Source organism: Clostridium fessum (assembly GCF_027698965.1).
GTDB classification, from domain to species: Bacteria; Bacillota; Clostridia; order Lachnospirales; family Lachnospiraceae; genus Otoolea; species Otoolea fessa.
In genome coordinates, this window is record NZ_JAQEQF010000001.1 from 442,426 (window position 1) to 462,572 (window position 20,147).

General features: G+C 39.0%; 15 protein-coding genes. 5 read left to right on the forward strand and 10 right to left on the reverse strand.

All coding sequences use genetic code 11. From position 1 onward, the window contains the following. Positions 1 to 2: 2 nt before the first annotated feature. From PG862_RS02105 to PG862_RS02145, 9 genes are all read right to left on the reverse strand, one after another. Positions 3 to 1,094, reverse strand: coding sequence for a glycosyltransferase (locus PG862_RS02105; RefSeq protein ID WP_270706313.1), 1,092 nt, complete (start codon positions 1,092 to 1,094; stop codon positions 3 to 5). A gap of 210 nt (positions 1,095 to 1,304) precedes the next feature. Further along, positions 1,305 to 2,348, reverse strand: coding sequence for an NAD-dependent epimerase/dehydratase family protein (locus PG862_RS02110; protein ID WP_270706315.1), 1,044 nt, complete (start codon positions 2,346 to 2,348; stop codon positions 1,305 to 1,307). Next, on the reverse strand, positions 2,348 to 3,061 hold the full coding sequence (locus tag PG862_RS02115) for an IspD/TarI family cytidylyltransferase (RefSeq protein WP_270706317.1): 714 nt from the start codon (positions 3,059 to 3,061) through the stop codon (positions 2,348 to 2,350). The genes PG862_RS02110 and PG862_RS02115 overlap by 1 nt, the downstream gene beginning before the upstream one ends. Then, positions 3,058 to 3,897 (reverse strand): LicD family protein, encoded by an 840-nt coding sequence (locus PG862_RS02120; RefSeq protein WP_270706319.1) that lies wholly within the window; start codon positions 3,895 to 3,897, stop codon positions 3,058 to 3,060. Before PG862_RS02120 ends, PG862_RS02115 begins: the two co-directional genes overlap by 4 nt. Before the next feature lie 5 nt (positions 3,898 to 3,902). Continuing rightward, positions 3,903 to 5,585 (reverse strand): sugar transferase, encoded by a 1,683-nt coding sequence (locus PG862_RS02125; protein WP_270706321.1) that lies wholly within the window; start codon positions 5,583 to 5,585, stop codon positions 3,903 to 3,905. A 43-nt stretch (positions 5,586 to 5,628) separates the two neighbouring features. Beyond that, complete coding sequence (locus PG862_RS02130; protein ID WP_270706322.1) at positions 5,629 to 6,912, reverse strand: DegT/DnrJ/EryC1/StrS family aminotransferase; 1,284 nt, start codon at positions 6,910 to 6,912, stop codon at positions 5,629 to 5,631. Between the two features lie 31 nt (positions 6,913 to 6,943). Further along, positions 6,944 to 8,173 carry a nucleotide sugar dehydrogenase gene (locus PG862_RS02135; protein ID WP_270706324.1) on the reverse strand — a complete coding sequence of 410 codons (1,230 nt, stop codon included), beginning with the start codon at positions 8,171 to 8,173 and terminating at the stop codon, positions 6,944 to 6,946. 15 nt (positions 8,174 to 8,188) lie between these two features. Continuing rightward, on the reverse strand, positions 8,189 to 9,259 hold the full coding sequence (locus PG862_RS02140) for an NAD-dependent epimerase/dehydratase family protein (RefSeq protein WP_270706326.1): 1,071 nt from the start codon (positions 9,257 to 9,259) through the stop codon (positions 8,189 to 8,191). A 54-nt stretch (positions 9,260 to 9,313) separates the two neighbouring features. Further along, entirely contained in the window at positions 9,314 to 11,200 is a 1,887-nt protein-coding gene (locus PG862_RS02145) for a polysaccharide biosynthesis protein (protein ID WP_270706328.1), read from the reverse strand. A gap of 500 nt (positions 11,201 to 11,700) precedes the next feature. Between PG862_RS02145 and PG862_RS02150 the strand changes: the two genes are divergently transcribed. From PG862_RS02150 to PG862_RS02160, 3 genes are read left to right on the forward strand one after another with little or no spacing between them, the layout of a single operon-like run. Further along, on the forward strand, positions 11,701 to 12,774 hold the full coding sequence (locus PG862_RS02150; RefSeq protein ID WP_270706330.1) for a hypothetical protein: 1,074 nt from the start codon (positions 11,701 to 11,703) through the stop codon (positions 12,772 to 12,774). Further along, positions 12,764 to 13,654 (forward strand): DUF6414 family protein, encoded by an 891-nt coding sequence (locus tag PG862_RS02155; RefSeq protein WP_270706331.1) that lies wholly within the window; start codon positions 12,764 to 12,766, stop codon positions 13,652 to 13,654. Before PG862_RS02150 ends, PG862_RS02155 begins: the two co-directional genes overlap by 11 nt. A 21-nt stretch (positions 13,655 to 13,675) precedes the next feature. Next, a complete protein-coding gene (locus PG862_RS02160; protein WP_270706333.1) occupies positions 13,676 to 13,918 on the forward strand; it encodes a hypothetical protein in 243 nt (80 codons plus the stop codon). A 707-nt stretch (positions 13,919 to 14,625) separates the two neighbouring features. On the opposite strand, the gene PG862_RS02165 is transcribed toward PG862_RS02160, so the two are convergent. After that, the gene (locus tag PG862_RS02165; RefSeq protein WP_270706335.1) at positions 14,626 to 14,913 is read right to left on the reverse strand and encodes a type II toxin-antitoxin system HicB family antitoxin; all 288 of its coding nucleotides are present in this window, start codon (positions 14,911 to 14,913) and stop codon (positions 14,626 to 14,628) included. A 7-nt stretch (positions 14,914 to 14,920) separates the two neighbouring features. On the opposite strand from PG862_RS02165, the gene PG862_RS02170 reads away from it, so the two are divergent. Further along, complete coding sequence (locus PG862_RS02170) at positions 14,921 to 19,789, forward strand: NACHT domain-containing protein (protein WP_270706337.1); 4,869 nt, start codon at positions 14,921 to 14,923, stop codon at positions 19,787 to 19,789. A 155-nt stretch (positions 19,790 to 19,944) separates the two neighbouring features. Then, positions 19,945 to 20,067 (forward strand): hypothetical protein, encoded by a 123-nt coding sequence (locus tag PG862_RS02175; protein ID WP_270706339.1) that lies wholly within the window; start codon positions 19,945 to 19,947, stop codon positions 20,065 to 20,067. Positions 20,068 to 20,147: the final 80 nt, after the last annotated feature.

Genomic DNA, 20,147 nt, shown 5'->3' on the forward strand with positions numbered 1-20,147 from the left:
TTTCACTCAATCTCCAGTGCCTCAATCCATTTTTCAATAATTTTATCTGTATAAAATTGTTCACACTTCTTCCTATTGCAGTATCCCATTTCAAGCATTTTTTCATAATCATTTAACATTGTTCTAATTGCACTAGACATTGCCATTTCATCGTTAACCGGCACTACTATACCATTATCATCTCCTATCAATTCTCTGGCCACGCCTGTTTGAAAATCAGTAGATATCACTGGTATTCCAATAGCCATTGCTTCTAAAAGAGCATTAGGAAATCCCTCGTAATTGGACGACATAATAAATAATTCCGCATCTGAAATTAATTTCATGACATTCTTCTTTGCTCCGTGGAGGAATACACGCTCATTTAAATTTAATTCATTAATCATTTTTAAAAGCGAGTCATAAAGTATTCCATCACCATATATATTTAATGTATAACCAGGAAACTCATTGCAAACTAAGCTAAAACTTTTTATTAAAAGTGGATAATTTTTTTGTTCAAATAATCTTGCTACCGATACTATTTTTTTCGAATGCTTAGCAATCCTATCTGGTATCTTTTCTTTATCTATTGGATTAGAAATAATATATTTTTTCCCCATTTCAACAAAATCAAAATAGTCCGAAACAGCTTTACTTTGGCAAACCAGTTTGTCACATTTTTTATATATATGACATCTAATTTTCTTAAACATTTTCGACCTTTGCCATGGATCATTTCTTTCCGAATGCACTTCCATAAAATTGCATCCTAATATTTTACACAAATAAACGATTACATCCGTTTCTATAAAAAAGGAAATAACTATATCGTATTTCTCACTCTTAATTTTATGGAGCACAGAAAACATCGATTTTATGAATCCAAAGCTTTCACAAAATAACAATGTTATTTTGTTTCTTCGATTAACTGAGACCCCATCTGAAGATTGTTTTATTTCTGGTCGTAAATAATAAAAACTGTCATCTGTAATCAAAGTATGTATATGCACTTCACAATTTTTATCAACTAACTTATTGGCTAGTATTGCAGTAACTCTTTCTGCGCCACCTCCAGTCATATGTGGTAAAACAAATAATACTTTCTTCTTCATAAACTCTCCCATATATACTATAATTTCAAAAACAGATGCTCAAATTGAATTTTTATAATTTTAAGTTGAATTTCTTACTTCCACATCTCGAACACTTCAATTCGTTACCACATAAACCATTCCTTCTATAACTTGCTATTAAACTAAATTTTTTTCAATTTTAATCAGGTTGTCTTCTACCGCTATAATATAATCATTTTTTCAAAACGCTCAACTATATTCGGTACTACTATTACCTTTTAGCTTTTTCTCCAATATTTTTATAGTTTCAATCGTTTCCAACATTCCATCAACAAGATTATATTTTCCATTCCACCCTAATGCCTTTAACTTTTTATTCTCTAAAATACAATCCTGAGGGGTTGAAAATCCCTTACTTTCTATTTGAGTTGGATTTTCAAATACTACGTGTGTATGGGCTATACTCGCACATACCTCTGCCACTTCCGCAATTGACGCAATCGAATTCTCATTTGCAATATTATATGCTTCTCCAATTTTTCCACAAAATAAAACTGTAAACATTGCGCTTACCGCATCAATCAGATAACAATACGTTCTTCTCTGAAGTCCTTTACTTTTTAAAACAATATCTTTACCCGCTACTGCTTTTCTAATAAACTGCGCATGTGCTTTACTATCATTTTTTAACATTGTAGGACCATAAACACTCGCCAATCTAACTATTTTAGCATCTATGCCATATTTCTCGACATACCCTAACAACATTAATTCTGCACATCTCTTACTTTCAGGATATGCATTTCGTAACCTATGAAAATCAATTACTCCCGACACATCTTCAGTATACGTGCTTTTTCCCTCAATTCTCCCATAGACTTCGAATGTTGACATAAACAGCAATTTAGTATTCCGATGAATTTCACAATAATCTAATACATTTTTTATTCCTACTACATTCGTAAATATCGTTTCCGCCGGCCGCGTTGCATATATCTCCGGATCTGCATTACTTGCCGCATGAAAAATATAATCATAAGAAATTTCCATTTCTAACGGCTGACATATATCCTGTATCACCGGGAATACTTTATTTGCAAAACGTTTTTTTATTTTCTCCATCGAACGACTCATTGCATAAATATGAAAGTTACTATGTAAACTTTCATTCGCATATGTTAAGATATCAATTATACAAGAACCTATAAGACCGGTTGCACCGGTAATTAAGATATTTCCATCCTTAATCGGTAATTCCTTAGCTATATTCTTTATACTATCCCAATATGTCATCAATGCATCCACTCGTCTTTCTTTGCATTTAATATTGCTTTAAATATTTCAATATCTTCTGTTGTCGTCAATTTAATATTTTTTTCTGATCCGACTGACATATATAATTTTTTCCCCATTTCAATATACAAAGTGCATGAAGCCACCGAATTTGTAATTCCTCTTTTCAACGCTTCTTTATGAACCTCTATAATATCATTTATAAAAAAGGCTTGTGGTGTTTGTGTAATCTTAAGATTATCCCTCGGGACTTGCTCTGTAGTTGACAGCGAATCATAAGTTTTCAACATAGCTGCCGTACAAGGTACAACCGTAATTGCATTTCCGTATTGACGACATACTCGAATATTATCTGTTATTACATCTGCACTTACCATGGGACGAATCGCATCATGAATTAATACAACATCATCCTGTCCATTATGTCTTGTAGCAATATCATATAATCCATTGCGAATCGAATCTTGTCCATTTTTTCCACCAGAAACAATATTTTCCAACTTAGAAATTCCAAATTGTTTTGCATATGCCCGAAGCACATCATGCCAACCGTCTAAACAAACTATTTCTATTGCATCAACACTCGGGTGTTTTTGAAATGCTTCCATCGTATAAACAATAACCGGTTTATCATAAACATTAATAAATTGCTTTGGAATATCTTGGTTCATGCGGTGTCCTGCTCCTCCCGCAATAATAAGTGCAATATTCATCTTGTCCTCTCCTTCATATAGCTTTTATGTAAATTCAGTTCAATAAAATCATGATGTGAAACCTGTTTTTCTTTTGGTGGTAACTTTCTCCAATCTCCATAAACACAAGTAAGATACGAATCATAATTCTCTGGTCCGTAAAGCATTATATCTTCAAATTGATATTCAGTTGGATTACCAAAAACTTCTAATGGTACAATCTCTTTTTCTCCCCAATTCCCCAATAAATTTCCTCCCCATTTTGATTCCTCAATTGAATATTTTTGGCACATCTTATCAAGGTTTATACGAACTTTGACATTATTAATAATAATATCGGGGATCAACTGTGAAACAACAATCGCACAGTTTTTATATAAATTTCTGCCTTCTCTCCTTGCTGCAACTCTAGTCAAATAGAAACTATATTGGCGGCAAATCTTTTTATGCCATTTCAATCCTTCCTGTTTGTTTTTTCCCACTCCATCTAATGGAAATATATCCAAAAATATCCCCCTAATCAATGGTTTTTTATAATTTTCAATCAAGGTTGTATTAATATCATAAAGTTTACAATATGGATAACAATAATCCTCTGCCAAAGATTCCGGTGTTTCGAGTGTATAGTGAGAAAAAATTTTATCTTTCATTATACTTTTTAACTTATTATAATCTTTTCTTGGCATTGCGATATCAACGTCATCATCCCAAGGAATAAATCCTTTATGTCTTACAGAGCCAAGCAGAGTACCCCCTATAGAAAAATACTTAAGTTTATTTTCTCTACAAAAATTGTCAAACCATCTAAGCATTTCTACTAGTTCTTTTTGTAGTGGTGTTAATTCATGAGCATTCATAATAACTATTTCCTCGCAAACTTTCTAAATATAACTCCTCGAAGCCAATTCGGCATTAAAAGTTGCAAAACCATTCTTTCTCCAACATTCACAAAATATCTAAAATATCCAATAACATAATTATCCAACATTAATTTTTGAATTTTCCATTCACTCACAAAATACTTTACTCCGCCTCTTCTTTGATAAACTTCATTTCCTGTACGTACTTTTACCAATGTATCTGGCAAATTTGCAAATTTTTTTCCAAACAAAAGCAAACGAATCCAAAGATAATAATCTTCATTCCAAAACCAATCTTGATAATTTCCAACATCCAAAATATCTGACTTTCTAAACATCACAGTCATATGATTAAATGGGCAACGTTTTCGAATGTATCTTTTTAATTCTTCATCTGTTAGTGGCACCTCTCGTCTTCCAACCACATTAGAAACATCACCAATAAATTCTTCGATTTGACCACCAACAATCGAAACATCTTTATGTTCATTTAAAAATTTTAATTGTTTCTCACATCGTTCAATGTTAGCAATATCATCCGTATCCATTCTAGCAATTATCTCATTGCGTGCCATCTCAGTTCCCCGCTGAAGAGAAATTCCCAATCCCATATTTTGCTTATTAATAACCGATGTAATCAATCCTGGATGTGCCTTTTTTATTTCATTCACTGCATCATAAAGTTCTTTCGTTAATGCTCCATCCTCTACTAAAACAATTTCATCTGGTGGCAATGTTTGATCTATCATACTATTAATTGAAGTTTTAAAATTTCCAGCATCTTCTTTTTTATAAAGCGACATTAGGACAGAATACTTTTCTTCAAATTTATGTTCTTTACTATCTCTGCCATTCAGAATCTTTTGCGCTTGTTCCTGTTTCTTTTGATATTCTTCTTTATTTATCTTTTCTGTTCTTAACAAATAATCCCCAAAATCCTCTGCTGTTGCCATATCATCCTGCGTAATTCCTTCTTGCTTTATGAATGCCTTTTTTACAGTCTCCGCTATAATTTTTATATCTCCAGAGAAACTAACTTTCTCAATATATTTTAAATCCCAGCTAAGTTTTTCTTCCCAACTAATCGCATTTCGACCATTCACCTGCGCCAGGCCACTTAATCCTGGTTTTGCCGTATGACGCCTTCTCTGTTCTTCCGTCATAAATGTCATGTCTCTTACAAGCTGAGGTCTTGGTCCCACAATAGACATTGTTCCATTAAGGATATTGAAGACTTCTGGAAGTTCATCTAAGCTAGTATTTCTAAGCCATGCACCAAATTTGGTAAGTCTTACATCATCTGGAAGCAGTTCTCCATTCTCATCTTTCTCATCCGTCATGGTTCGAAACTTATACATTTTAAAAATCGTTTCTTTCCCGTCGGGACCAATAAGTCCCGGACGTTCCTGAACGAATAAAACCGGTGAACCCAGTTTCATTTTTACAAGAGCTGCAACTCCAAGATAAAGGGGACTAAATACTACGATTGCACCTGTTGCGCAAATAACATCCATCGCTCGTTTCACGTATTTCTCGTAAATTCCCATTTTCCTGGGTTCAATCCCCTCTATAGGAACCGCTTCATATGTAGTTTTCTTTGCTTTCTTTTTCATCATATAAGCAGCTAGCGCTGTTGATACAGTTGCCCCCGCAAGCAAACTCCCCATCAATTTTTTCTTAGACACAGCATTCTCCTCTATATTTTAATACCTTTCATTCCTATTTTTACTACTCAAAGCACGCCCGGATGACCGCAATGATCCGCTCCTGTTCTTCTGCCGTCATCTTGTTATCACTCGGCAAGCAGACACCTCTGGCAAAAATATCAGCACCCACATCCGATACCCCACCCGCGATATATGCATTGGTTCTGGCTCTCATGCTGCCATTTCGCCCAATACACTCATTCATCCGATACATCGGCTGCAGATGCATTGGCTTCCAGATTGGCCGTCCTTCTGCGTTAATACCTGTAATTGCCTCCAAAATCTCGGTTGGACAACTCTTCCCCGCTTCCGCAATATAAAGTGCATCACACTCTCCACGCACCTGTTTACACATCGCATCTTCATCAATGATCATCGCGCTCAGCCAATAATTTGGCTCTGTGCCATCTGTAATCGGATTCATCTTAACCGGAAGTCCCTTTAATCCTTCTGCATATCTCTCATAGACCATCTTTTTCGCACCGATATGCTCTTCCAGATAACCATACTGTCCTCTGACTACACCGGCAATCACATTACTCATACGATAGTTATAGCCAACCTCTTCATGCTGATACCACGCGGCATTTTCACGTGCCTGCGTGGACCATTTCCGAACCTTATTGGCATCTTCCAAACTATTGGTCAACAGACAGCCTCCACTGCTTCCTGTGATGATTTTATTACCATTATAACTTACCGCAGAGTAGTCTCCAAAAGAACCACACTGTCTGCCATCGATGGTTGCACCCATGGCTTCTGCGGCATCTTCAATCAGGAGGGCGCCGTGTTTTTCACAGATTTTCTTAATCTCATCCATTCTTCCTGGGAAACCGTAGAGTTCCGCACTGACTACCAATTTGACTTCCGGATACATCTCAAATGCTTTTTCAAGCGCTACCGGATCCATATTCCAGGACTCATGTTCCGTATCAATAAAAACCGGGATGCCGCCCTCATAAACAACCGGATTGAGAGTCGCTGCAAATGTGACATCTGAACAGAAAACTCTGCGTCCCTGCACAGCTCCGCAGCCAACCGGAGGTTTTCCATACAGTCTTTCTCCCGCCAACTTTACACACAGATGAAGTGCTGCCGTACAGGAAGAAAGACCTACCGCATAAGATACACCTGCTTTTTTAGCCGCTATCTTTTCTACCTCATTGATATTTTCGCCCACCGTTGACATCCAGTTAGTTGTATATGCTTCATTCATATACTCCCACTCTTCTTTGTGCATCGTAGGGCTTGCAAGCCATACTTTCTTCGGGAACTTTTCAAATCTTCCATCGTTTTTAAATGCCATATTTACTATCTCCCCGTTGATTATTTATTGTTTAATCTCTTCCATAAAGATCTCTGGTATAAACTTTCTCCCGGACATCATCCAGGCACTTATCATACCGGTTTGCAATGATCGACTGGCTCATCGCCTTAAATTTATCCAGATCATTCACTACTTTACTGCCAAAGAAGGTATCACCGTCTTCCAGCGTCGGCTCATAGATAATAACCGTTGCGCCTTTTGCTTTCACACGCTTCATAACGCCCTGAATACTGCTCTGGCGGAAATTATCGGAATTGCTCTTCATTGTCAGACGGTAAACGCCTACAACTACCTCTTTTTCTTTTCCTTTATTCCACGCATCATTTGCCTCATATCCGCCTGCAAGTTCCAGTACGCGATCCGCGATAAAATCCTTTCTAGTCCGGTTGCTCTCTACGATCGCAGACATCATATTCTGCGGAACATCGGCATAATTGGCCAGCAGCTGCTTCGTGTCCTTCGGCAGACAATATCCGCCGTATCCAAAGGACGGGTTATTATAATGGTTTCCAATTCTCGGATCCAGACACACACCATTGATAATATCCTGTGTGTTTAACCCTTTCATCTCCGCATAAGTATCGAGTTCATTAAAATAAGAAACCCGGAGTGCCAGGTATGTATTGGCAAAAAGTTTGACTGCCTCTGCCTCTGTAAATCCCATAAAAAGCGTATCGATATTCTCTTTGATCGCGCCTTCCTGTAACAAATGTGCAAAGATCTCTGCCTTTTCACGAGTGTCTTCGTCGCAGCTTACGATGATCCGGCTTGGATACAGATTATCATACAGCGCCTTAGATTCCCGCAAAAATTCCGGGCTGAAGATAATCTTATCCGTGTTATATTTCTTTCTGACTGACTCGGTATATCCGACCGGAATCGTACTCTTGATTACCATGATCGCTTTCGGATTTACTTTCATCACTAATTCAATTACCGATTCTACCGCAGAGGTATCAAAGAAATTTTTCTTACTGTCATAATTGGTCGGTGCTGCTATGATGACAAATTCGACATCTTTATACGCTAATGCACCATCTGTTGTGGCTATTAGATTTAAGTCTTTTTCTGCCAGATATTTTTCGATATATTCATCCTGGATCGGACTTTTTTTACGATTGATGAGTTCTACTTTTTCCGGGATAATATCCACCGCTGTCACCTGATTCTTCTGAGCCAGCAATACAGCCAGAGATAATCCGACATAGCCCGTTCCCGCTACTGCTATTTTTCTGTTCATATCGTATTTCCATCCTTATACTGCGTAAAATTCTTTATACCACTCAGCAAATTTCCGAAGTCCCTCTCGAAGCGGTGTACTCGGTTTGAATCCATAATCGCGCTCCAGCGGTTCCGTATCCGCATACGTAACCGGCACATCGCCCGGCTGCATCGGCACTAATTTCTTATGCTTTTCAAAGTCATAATCTTCCGGGAGTACCCCCGCACGAATCAGTTCCTGCTGCAAAATATCCACAAAATCCAGCAGATTTTCTGGATTCTGATTTCCGATATTGTATACGGCATACGGCGGAACCGGTAGACCATCTTCTCCATTTTTCCGCTCCGGTGCCCCCTGCATCACACGTTTTACCCCCTCGACGATATCATCTACATAGGTAAAATCGCGTTTACAGTTGCCGTAATTGAAGATCTGGATGGTCTCGTCTTTTAGCAGCTTATTGGTAAATCCAAAATATGCCATATCTGGTCTTCCAGCCGGACCATATACCGTAAAGAAGCGGAGTCCCGTCGCTGGGATATTGTACAGCTTGCAGTATGCGTGCGCCATCAGCTCATTGCTCTTCTTGGTGGCTGCATACAGGCTGACTGGATTATCTACCTTGTCATCCGTGCTGTACGGAACTTTTTTATTAGTTCCGTAAACGGATGAACTGGACGCATATACCAGGTGTTCCACGCCGCTTTTCCCGTTGTCATAGGAATGGCGGCACGCCTCCAGGATATTGTAAAATCCAATCAAGTTGGACTGGATGTATGCATCTGGATTCGTGATACTGTAGCGCACGCCCGCCTGCGCTGCCAGATTTACCACAACCGCCGGTTTATATTCCGCAAAAATGGCATCAACCGCAGCCTTGTCAGAGATATCGACTTTGATGAATGTCCACTGTCCATTCATCTTTTCAATTTTCCTTAATCTCCACTCTTTGATTGACACATCATAATAATCATTCAAATTGTCAATGCCGACAATCTTGATATTTTCAATCGTTTTAAACAATTCCCGCACCAGGTTCGAACCGATAAATCCAGCAGCACCTGTCACAAGAACGGTTTTTCCTTTTAAATCTATCTTCTGCATATTATTTTCTCCCAAAGACCTTGTCTTCTTGGATCTATAAATTTACGCCCCGTTCTAGTTCTCATTAACCTCTTCTGGTCTCACATACGTCGGAACAATCATTCTCACAACTTCTTTGATATTATCCGAATCCCTATTTGCAATCTCATACAGTTCATCCAGCTGATGCGCAAAATAATCCATATCAAAGTCAATCGGTTTTCCAATATGAATCAGCTTATTCGGTGTATCCTGAAGTCCTTCCTCATTCATCAGAAGTTCTTCATATAATTTCTCACCCGGGCGAAGTCCTGTGAACTCAATCTTGATATCCTCGTCCACTTTATAACCAGACAGACGAATCAGGTTCTTTGCCAAATCGAGAATCTTAACTGGTTCTCCCATATCCAATACGAAGATCTCGCCGCCTTTTGCATACGCCCCCGCCTGAAGCACCAGCGATACTGCTTCTGGAATCGTCATAAAGTAACGAATGATATCCGGATGTGTAACTGTTACTGGACCGCCTTCTGCGATCTGTCTCTTGAAAAGTGGAATGACAGAACCATTACTGCCAAGTACATTTCCAAAACGTACTGCCACGAAATCGGTCTTGGATTTCGCGTTCATCATCTGAATGACCATTTCACACATACGCTTGGAAGCGCCCATGATGTTGGTCGGGTTGACCGCTTTATCGGTGGAAATCAGGACAAAACGTTTTGTACCGTATTTGTCCGCTGCTTTCGCTGTCTTATATGTACCAAATACATTGTTCTTGATCGCCTCATTCGGGCTGTCTTCCATCAATGGTACGTGCTTATGCGCCGCTGCATGGTATACGATTTCCGGTCTGTATTTTTCAAAAATAGTATCGATACGGTGTGTATTTCGCACAGATGCAATCAATACCTCCAGATTCAGATCCGGATATTTCTCCCGCAGTTCCATCTGGATATCGTAGGCATTGTTCTCATAGATATCCACGATAATCAGCTGTTTGGGATTATGTCCGGCAATCTGACGGCAGAGCTCGCTTCCGATGGAGCCACCACCTCCGGTAACCAGTACCACCTTGCCGCTCACGTATCCCATGATCTCATCCAGATTGACGCGGATCGGATCGCGGCCAAGCAGATCTTCGATCTCTACTTCACGAAGCTTGGAGACGCCTACTTCTCCATTTAACAGCTGATAGATGCCCGGAAGTGTCTTAATCTTGCAGTCTGTCTTACGGCAGATCTCAATGATCTCCTTGCGGTCTTTCGCCGAAGCAGACGGCATCGCAATATAAATTTCATCGATATGGTATTTTTCCACCATCTCCGGGATGTCATTTCGATCTCCCACGATCGGCACACCATTTAAAAATTTACCTTTTTTATTCGGGTTATCATCGACAAAGCAGACCACCTTATCTTTCAGGTACTGGCTGCTGGTCATTTCCTTTAAAATCACCGCACCGGAGCTTCCGGCACCTGCGATCATGATTCTACGCTCAATGGAGCTGTCGCCAATATTTTGTGGCACCACCGTCGTCAAAATACGATAGGACAGGCGGATGCCCAATTCCATACAAGTCAGGGCTACAAAACAAATGATATAAAAGCTTCGCGGAACACGGTGCTCCAGAAGCACCATTCCCGCCATCTGCACCAGCGTTGTCAAAGCACATGCTCCTACGATCCGCAGTGCCTCCCGGATACCCGCCACACTCCACATGATCGCGTACAGGCGGAACAGGAAGAAGATAATCAATGTCGCTGCTATATATAAAGGAAGATACGCCGCAACCGGTCCTATATACTCCGCCGGGATTCTTCCTACGTTCATGTCAAACCGCACAAACAGTCCCAAAAAGGACGCCACACACACCGCCAGCGCATCCACCACCATCAAAATCAGCATCCGCGCCCGCTTACTATGCGGCAGGTATTTCTCTAGTATTACATTCACATTCATTGTAATTGCCCATCCCTAGTCTTTCGTTTTGCCTTTGTCCTTCGATTGGACATGCATATTCTAGTTTATTATACGCTACTTTGGGTAGGGATTCAATAGAAGTTTATGGGAAGGAAAGGTTAGGAAATTCTTAAGAAGCAAGGGGACACAATTGCTTTTGAGGTAAGTATATGGTTGCTTTTGTAATTGTTCGAATATTGGTAAGAATTTTTCGCTACGATTGGCGGCGTCATACAGTATATTTTTCTCATCATTGGGCAAATATACGCGAGCATATGATGAGGAGATCTCCCGGGGAAAGGCTCTTCTTTATATCTTATTTGATATATTTTAAATTCAAAGGCATAACTCATAATGAACGTCATTCTCCTCTCTAAGATGTGTAAAAATATTTAACTTGATTTTATGATGAGAAATCACATAAAATAGAAACGGCTATAAACGATTTATGGCTCCCAATAAGATAATACAATGTTCAATATGAGGGTATGACAAATCACATGAAAAAAACTTCTATTTGTGCCAATGGTACTGCCATTAAACTATATGAATACGTTGAAGATTTTTACCTGGTATCAAAGCCAGCAAACACGGCATTAAAGCAGCTCCGCAAAGGATTACCCACCTGGGTCTCAAGCAACACTTATCATAAAATGAATATTTCTTTATGGATATATGACGATACCGCGGTCAATGCGTTTTCTTGTCACTATAATCAAAAGCATTATATAGCGCTATCTATCGGCTTATTATCAGCATTTTGGGAAGAGGCTAATAATTTTATCAATCAAGAAAATTTATCTTTAATATTTCACCTAAGTGAGAACAAAAAATCTCATTATATAAATTTCCTATATTTTTATATGCTTAATTTTACTGTAGCACATGAATTCGGCCATATTGTCCATGGTCATCTTACGGGGAAAAAGAACGGGCACTATATTGAAGAATTATTAAGAATCACTACTGACACTAATAGTGAAGAAAGAAAATGTCAAAACTGGCTTACACAGCTGAAAGAATATGATGCAGACTCTTTTGCTGCATCAATACAAACAATCTTATTTTTACAATCTTGGAGTGATGATACCAAAATAAATCTTGCCTCCTTTGACTTAATGTTTATAACTAATTATCTCTGCTTCCGCATATTTGCCGAAAAAACTGGTCGAAACTTCGATGAATATTTGACCAAGGATATTGATGAATACGATCATCCACATCCTGGAATCAGAATGTATTACTCATTTATTCATTATTTTTATTGGATTGGAAAATTTCACGAATTTAACCAAGATACTATAGACATCCTTATCAGCGGAAGTGATATTGTCACTAGATACGAACACATTGTATTACAAAAGAAGGCACTTCAAAAATGCTATTACTCTATTGCATTTACAGAAAAAGGAGCTCAACATTTAATGAATTTACATAACGGCTGGGAAAATCTTGTTGAATATTATAGGCACCATTCCTATATTCCCATTGAAAAGATGGAACAAATAAATGAAATGCCAATTCTAAATTTTTATAAAGCACATATAAAGGAGAGTACAGAGAATGAAAGATGATTTTTTAAAAGAACAATTAATAATTCCCATTTATCTAAACGAAAAAACAGTATTAGACATGCTCGCAATTATTGAAGATGGGTTCTCCATGATAAGCGAAGTCAATTCATCCAGTCAAAGCTCCAACACTTCTAATACAATGCTAAGCGGCGGTATTTCAACAAGAGCAATTTTAGACAAATTACTTAAAATTCAAATCAATGGGCGATTTGAAAAAGGAAAGAATTCCTCTGAAGAAACGCAAACAAAGCTTGAAAAAGTGCATACAAATGTATCACTGTTCTCAAAATTTCGTTCGGAACTGATAAAAAATCAACTTTTATCGTGTACTTCTAGCGAAAAACTTGATATATCCAAAATAGAAAGCGGAGACTTCATAGAAATTGAAGGCGAACTTCAAAAAAATCCTTTAATAGATCTTTTAGAAAAGTTTATCAATGTAATCAACTTAAGTGATATTTTCTCAGAAGAACAAAAAACACTACCAAAAGAAGAGAATGCTAATAATGCGTTAGTACAACAAATGAATTTATTTTTGCAGGAATTGACTCATTCTGGAACAATCGATTTTATAATAAAAAACACCGAAGGCACCTTGGTTTTATCTGCACAAAAACAATATTTGTCAAATGACAATATTTCAGAGATAATCGGAGGTAAATTCAAAATTTTAGGAAAGGTCATAAAGGTTTGCAAAACGCCCAAGGAAAATATAAACCTGTTAAGAAAAACTTCCTTATATCTTTTCGATAAAAATAGCCTAGATGCTTTTGCATCTATTTTTAATAGCGATGAATTTAAACAATTCAATTTACCAGATGTACAATTTGAAATTCCCGGACCATCTGCAATTATTATTCCAATCGCTATATATGCTTAAAACAAGAATCGGAGGTAAGAAATGGAAGTATATAGTTGTTTTATTAATAACGAAAAATATTATTTTACATATAACGATCCAAAATATAACAGCAAAGGCAGAACATATAGTGGGGTAGCTCAATTTTGGAAAGAAGGCCATGATGACCAAAAAGAGCTTGTTTCATTTTATACAAAAGAAGATGAAATTGATCTAACACATCAAAAAATTGAAGAACAAATAGAGCAGAAAGTAAAAATCAAGAGTGCAAGTAAAAACAACTAATGTTTTGCAAAACAGACTGTATAAAAAAAGGGGTCTATACTGAGGCTGAGCTTCTGGCAGGTTAAAATGGGGAGAAATTTCTCATTTTAACTTGTACTAAATCTTGACATAGGACCATTTCATACTCTCAAGCTTACAAAACGAGTTTTTAGCCACTGCATTATAGTAGTTCTATTTAAGATACTGCCACCTGCATTTTTATTTATTCTTCTAATATAAATGAAGGTGGCGTAACAATTGGACGTTCACCATATGAAGATGTCAATTGCGATATAAGAAGAGAGATTCGGCTCATTACTATTGATGTAATTAAATTATCTTCAGTAAGCAATTCGTTTTTAAGCATATCTTCATCTGGGGTATTGTCTCCTTTGTACTTTTCATTTAATTCTAAACCAACTCCAAATGAAACCGTAATATCAACAAGTGCTCTGGGTATAAATGATAGTTTTCGCGATATAATAAGTTCTACAGCACTTGAATTTATGGTATTTTTTTGATTTTAAAATCATCTTTAATTTCTAAAGTAACATTTCCCTCAAATTCATTTATCTTTTCATACTTAACATTTTCTAGCGAAATAGAACAATTTCCAGTAAAGTATTTCATTAAACATTGTCATTTCTATCCCTTCTTTATGCTAGTAGAATTTTTAAAGTCTATAATCTTGTTTGGGTATTTTTGTGCATTATTAATATTGCTTTCTTTTATCTCATTTTCACAAGTTCTTTTATATCTTTATTTATATCATTTGCTCTGCCATCCGATAAATAAACAGCAATTGCGTTTTCTACCGCTTTATTTAAAGAATCGCCATCTTCTAACGCTTTAAAAGCCAGTTTTTTATGTAATTCTGGCTTAATCCTGACATTAAAAGTGCCTTTATATTCCCTTTCCGGTTCCTTTCCAACTTCACTGCAAAATATAAGGTAATCGTCAACTGCACAATGAAATTCTTTTTCTACATCCGCAATATTACTTGTTTGAAAATCCACATAATCATTGATTCCTTCAATAACTCCATCAAATCTCCGCTTTTCCCATTCCCCTTTCCCTCCCCCCTATGCTACAATACCCTTATCACACCACCCAAAGGAGGCCCCACCCATGATCCCACAAACTCCCGTTAACTGGACCGCATTTAACTACAAATACTCCACCAATCCCCAACACGCCTTCGAATCTCTCACATACTACCTCTTCTGCCATGAGTTCCAGCAGCCCTACGGTATTTTCCGCTACTTCAACCAGCCCCATATTGAGACAAATCCCATTCATGTGGGCGATCGCTATATTGGTTTCCAGTCGAAATACTATGCGGACAGTGTTACCATGTCTTCCAAAGAACAGGAACTGATCGGTGCTGTCAAGGGAGCCGTACAGAGATATCCAGGTATTACAACGCTTTATTTTTATATCAGCCGTGAGTTTTCTCCCAGTTCTAAAAAGGACGATATCATGCCCTCCTATCAGAAAAAAGTGGAAGCAGTCGCTGAAGAGCTTGGCATTGAGCTTGTCTGGCGGGTTCCCAGCAACCTGGAAGCGCAGCTGATGCAGGATAAGCAGCTTACCATTTGCCGCAATGTGTTTTTTCAGGTGGACTCTGCCGTACAGACCTGCTGTGAAAATCTTGAAAAACACAAAAAAGAAATATTTGATCATATTCACACCAGTGTAAGATACAAAGAAAACGATATTACGCTGGAACATACACAGCTGAACCTTAGATCGTTTCTAAATTCAGCTATGTCCGTTTTGCTCATTGACGGAGCTGCCGGTTCCGGAAAATCGGCTCTGGTAAAACAGCTTACAAATGAACTTACAGGTGACTGCGCGTTCCTTGCCTTTAAAAGCACCGATCTGGATGTGAATGATATTCTAAATTTTTTGACGCGTTATGGCGAATTAAATTTGGATGAAGTGATCGCTGTATACAAAATGGCTGACACACGTGTGCTCTATATCGATGCAGCCGAAAAGTTTTTTGTTTGTGAATATCAGGAAACGTTTGAGGATATCCTGAACCGCTTTATGACCGCTGGATGGAAAATCATTCTGACACTCCGAACCGCGTACCGGGATTCTTTTCAAAACTCCCTATTACACGGCAGCAAGGTTCAGACCTATCATGTCGAACCGGTTGACTCTGATAAGCTGTCCACTTTATCCCATACCTATGGTTTTCAGCTGCCACAGGACAAGCGGCTGCTGGATCTGCTCTGTGCGCCTTTCTATCTGGGCTTATATCTGGCTCTGGAAAACCTCGAGGATGAATCGATGCGTTCTTTGAACCGTGAGGCATTTGAGGAAAAGATCTGGAATGATATCATCCGTAACAACCGGAAGCGAAAGGACAATCTGCCAACCAGAAGAGAAACGGCCCTTATTTCTTTGACCACGAAAATGCTTCGAAATGAGATTTATTATCATGAGATTCTCGCAGCGGATGATTCCGAGGCACTTTCTGAACTGGAGAAAAGCGGCGTGCTGTTCCAAAGCGACGATGCCAGAAGATATTTGCACAGCCATGATGTATTTGAAGAGTTGGTTGTCGGTCATATTTTTACTGAACGCTACCGGCATGGTACCCTGAATGAGCAGTTTTTTGCCGATTTCCACCCTTCTCTCCGCATCCGAAAGCTATTTCGCGGATGGCTGGCTGATTTTGCCGCTGTTCCAACGCATCAAGAGCTTATTTTCCACCTTCTCGACTGCGAACAGGTAGATCAGATATGGAAAAATGAGATTCTCTTAACGGTTATCAGCACGGAATCTTTAAAAGTAGTTTATCAAAAGCTGACACAAAAGATGGCTGCAAACAACTATGAGCTGTTACGAAAACTTGCTATTTTAATCAACACCTGCTGCCGCGCCGCAGAGAACTGGGAGCAATACTGGAGTACTGGAAATCTGATTCCGTTTCGCCTTTCCAAACCGTCCGGCTATGCCTGGCAGGCTTTGTTTGCTTTTTTGTTAGAGCAGAAAGAGACAATTCTCTGGGATGAACGCCTGATTTCCACCATCATTGAGGTACTGGATTCCTGGACCAAACACCTCGCTCATGCCAAATCAGAAAACACCCGTATGGCGGGAGAAATCGGAGTATTTTTGTTTCAAAAAATAGCCAATGACAAGGATCTGCGGTATACCTTTGAAAAAGGGCAGGCAGAAAAGCTGCAGGATGTATTGGTAAATTCTGCATGGATGATTCAGGAACCCTTAAAATCCCTTTTTCAAATGGTAATAGATGAAAAAAAGGGCGCTGAAAATCATCCTCCTCTTCCCCGTATGTATATGGACCTGGCAAAATGTGCTGTATCGGATATTTATCATTATGGAATGGTTCCAGCTGCAATGCCTGAAATCGCGCTTCATCTGATGGCAAAATTGTGGGTTCGCTCCAATATGACTCTTCGTACCCATTACGCACATCCTGACATTGAAGAAGATTTCGGTTTAAATCCTCATCTGGACTTTTGGTACCAAACCGCAAGTGCTTATGCAACACCAATTATTCCGTTGCTGCAAGCCGAGCAAAACCTCGTAACCGACTGGTTAATTAATTTTTGCAATCAAGCTGGTAATTCCTACGCACATTCATCTTTAAATGAGGATTATGGGGAATGTACAAACATTACTATTTATGTAAACGATATACCTGTAGAACAAATTGCATCTGACCGACTCTGGAAGATGTACCGCGGAACTTCGGTTGGTCCAAATCTTCTGATTAGTCTCTTGATGGGGTTTGAAAAATGGCTTCTTATGGTTATCGAGCATTCAGAAACTCTTATTATTGTTAATTATTGCCGCTATATCCTGCAAAAGTCCCGCAATGTTATGTTGACTTCCGTGATCGTCAGCGCCGCAGAAGCTTATCCAGATAAACTATTTGAGATTGTCTGCGAGCTTCTTCGCACAAAAGAGCTGTTTCATCTGGATTCACATCGATTCACCGCCGAATCCTCCGCTTCCTTTTTGTTGTCGGGAAAAGATCTTCTTGAAAAAGAACGGCTGGAGAGTAACCGGCTTCCTTTCAGGAAAAAACGTCTGGAAGAAGTTATTTTATCGTATCAAACAAATTCCAGCGGTCTTTCAACAGAAGCCTTCAATTTCCGAAAACAAACACTTTATCAAGCGATTGACCGAGCGACTGCCGATATCGATACCTGGTCATCCAATGACAAATTTGCCTATTACCGGATGGATTTACGGCGTTATCAGGAAATTGTTGATGTTCGGGAAAATGAGCACGGGCAGACACTCTGTACGGTTCTCCCTGATTTTACAGAAGACATGAAAGCATTAAGCCAGAAGAGCGCTGCCGCCTATGAACCTCATCTGAAATATATGGATTTACAGTTATGGAGCGATTATAAATTCCACCATGATGTTAAATTCCGGGAATATAAAAAGTATGAGAATGTCCGCACCATTTGCTCAGAGCTGAACGAAATCTGGGCATATATGGACGCTGAAGTTCGCAATGAGGAACTCTCTTCCGACGATATATCTGGGATCGTGCACCGCTTTACCGCGATCGCATCTTACACCAGTGCTGTTTTACTTCGGGATTTTAAGGAAACATTGTCACATGAAGATCGGACATTATGCGAATGTATCATTTTCTCTATTGCTGATTTATTTGCACACGCTTCCCACTTTGAAATCGTTCAGGCTGGAAATGGAATTGATGCGATTGCCGTTGGACTGGTTCTTTTAAGCAATGAAGATAATATAAACGCCATAAATGACGAAAATCCTCTGTGCCTGCTTCTTAAATTGGCACTGAATGACTGGAGTTACAACAGCCGTATCGTAAACGGAATCGCGTCAACCATCTGGGCGCACAGCCAGAATGCTGCGTGGCATTTCCTGTATCTGTTTTCACTCCTCGCCGATTCATATGAAGACGCGCTTTTGAAAAATGAGTCATTTTCCAGCGATGACTTTTTCAAACAGAATGAGGATGTAATTGCCTGTGCGCTTGCGAAAGACTCTGTTGATATAACCGACTTTGATTTTTCCAAGCTCCAGAATATGACGATTTTCACACTTCTTTCCTTGGTCTCTCCCCAAGCAGCAGAGGCATTTAAATTCGCGGACGCAACGAAAGATCTTGTCATGGAACTTGTTTTTACAGATAACAGGGATTTACGCGCCGAACGCAGGGAGCTTTCTGGCTATACAATAAACTATGTTTCCTGGCTGGCAGATGTTCTGCTCCATTGTGAACAGACAAAGCAGACTAACCTGATCGATGCATTTTTCCAATATGCAGATTTGACTCGAAATGATAACTCAGGATATCTGCTCACCGAGCTCATCCGGATACAGGATATCAACGGGAAAACAGATGCTTTCTGGAATGTATGGGAATTACTGAAACCTCACTTTCTTGCATTAAGCAGCAAACCACAGGTTTCTTTTGATAACCGCCATCCTTATGGACTGGACAAAGTGATTATCAGCTATTTATTCGGCAATTCTCCCTGGAGATCCGGCGTTCACCGATGCGCCTTCCTTCCAGAAGGAAAAGCGGCTTTCTTTGACGATTTTATCAACAAATCGGGAAGTCTCAAAGCCCTGTTCTACGCGATTTCCCGGCTGCTCTATACCGTTGGGCGGGAACCTTATATTGAGAACGGAATCGACTGGATGTGTAAACTGGTCACGCGTGATCCTGACTGTCGGTTACCGCTTTATCAGCAAACCTTGTATTATATGGAAGAGTACGTCGGTCTTTTTGTATCACGTCATCGCATGGATTTCATGAACGATGTGGAACTGGCTTTGAAGACTCAGACGGTGCTGGAGTATATGGTAAATCGGGGATCGCAGATTGCTTTTTTCTTGCGGGAGTTGATTTAAAATAAAGGGTACAAAGGCAAAATTCTATATTTACTTAGAAATACATATCGGACTGATAGCGAACTCAGTCGGCATCACAGAACATAAGTTCTATAATTGGCTTGTTAGCATTTACAAATTACAGATTTATAAATAATACCTCGGAGGCCAATGCCATGAAAAAAATAGGTTTAACCATATATGCTTTAAATGTTTTTCATACTGGAAAGTATCACGTTGAAAAGAAACATGGACATTTAACTTTTATAGATATGCTTTCAGCTTTCTCTAAACTCTAGAACAGGGCAGTTTTCCCGCCCCCGTTTTGGTCTTCCATGAAACGAAGGATGCGGAAGTTGGTTTTAGAAAAGCAAAAATA

What these genes read in the sequence shown, in the direction of transcription:
- PG862_RS02105 (WP_270706313.1), bottom strand. Translation starts at nt 1,094, where the DNA reads ATGAAGAAGAAAGTATTATTTGTTTTACCACATATGACTGGAGGTGGC.
- PG862_RS02110 (WP_270706315.1), bottom strand. Translation starts at nt 2,348, where the DNA reads ATGACATATTGGGATAGTATAAAGAATATAGCTAAGGAATTACCGATT.
- PG862_RS02115 (WP_270706317.1), bottom strand. Translation starts at nt 3,061, where the DNA reads ATGAATATTGCACTTATTATTGCGGGAGGAGCAGGACACCGCATGAAC.
- PG862_RS02120 (WP_270706319.1), bottom strand. Translation starts at nt 3,897, where the DNA reads ATGAATGCTCATGAATTAACACCACTACAAAAAGAACTAGTAGAAATG.
- PG862_RS02130 (WP_270706322.1), bottom strand. Translation starts at nt 6,912, where the DNA reads ATGGCATTTAAAAACGATGGAAGATTTGAAAAGTTCCCGAAGAAAGTA.
- PG862_RS02135 (WP_270706324.1), bottom strand. Translation starts at nt 8,173, where the DNA reads ATGAACAGAAAAATAGCAGTAGCGGGAACGGGCTATGTCGGATTATCT.
- PG862_RS02140 (WP_270706326.1), bottom strand. Translation starts at nt 9,259, where the DNA reads ATGCAGAAGATAGATTTAAAAGGAAAAACCGTTCTTGTGACAGGTGCT.
- PG862_RS02145 (WP_270706328.1), bottom strand. Translation starts at nt 11,200, where the DNA reads ATGAATGTGAATGTAATACTAGAGAAATACCTGCCGCATAGTAAGCGG.
- PG862_RS02150 (WP_270706330.1), top strand. Translation starts at nt 11,701, where the DNA reads ATGAAAAAAACTTCTATTTGTGCCAATGGTACTGCCATTAAACTATAT.
- PG862_RS02155 (WP_270706331.1), top strand. Translation starts at nt 12,764, where the DNA reads ATGAAAGATGATTTTTTAAAAGAACAATTAATAATTCCCATTTATCTA.
- PG862_RS02160 (WP_270706333.1), top strand. Translation starts at nt 13,676, where the DNA reads ATGGAAGTATATAGTTGTTTTATTAATAACGAAAAATATTATTTTACA.
- PG862_RS02175 (WP_270706339.1), top strand. Translation starts at nt 19,945, where the DNA reads ATGAAAAAAATAGGTTTAACCATATATGCTTTAAATGTTTTTCATACT.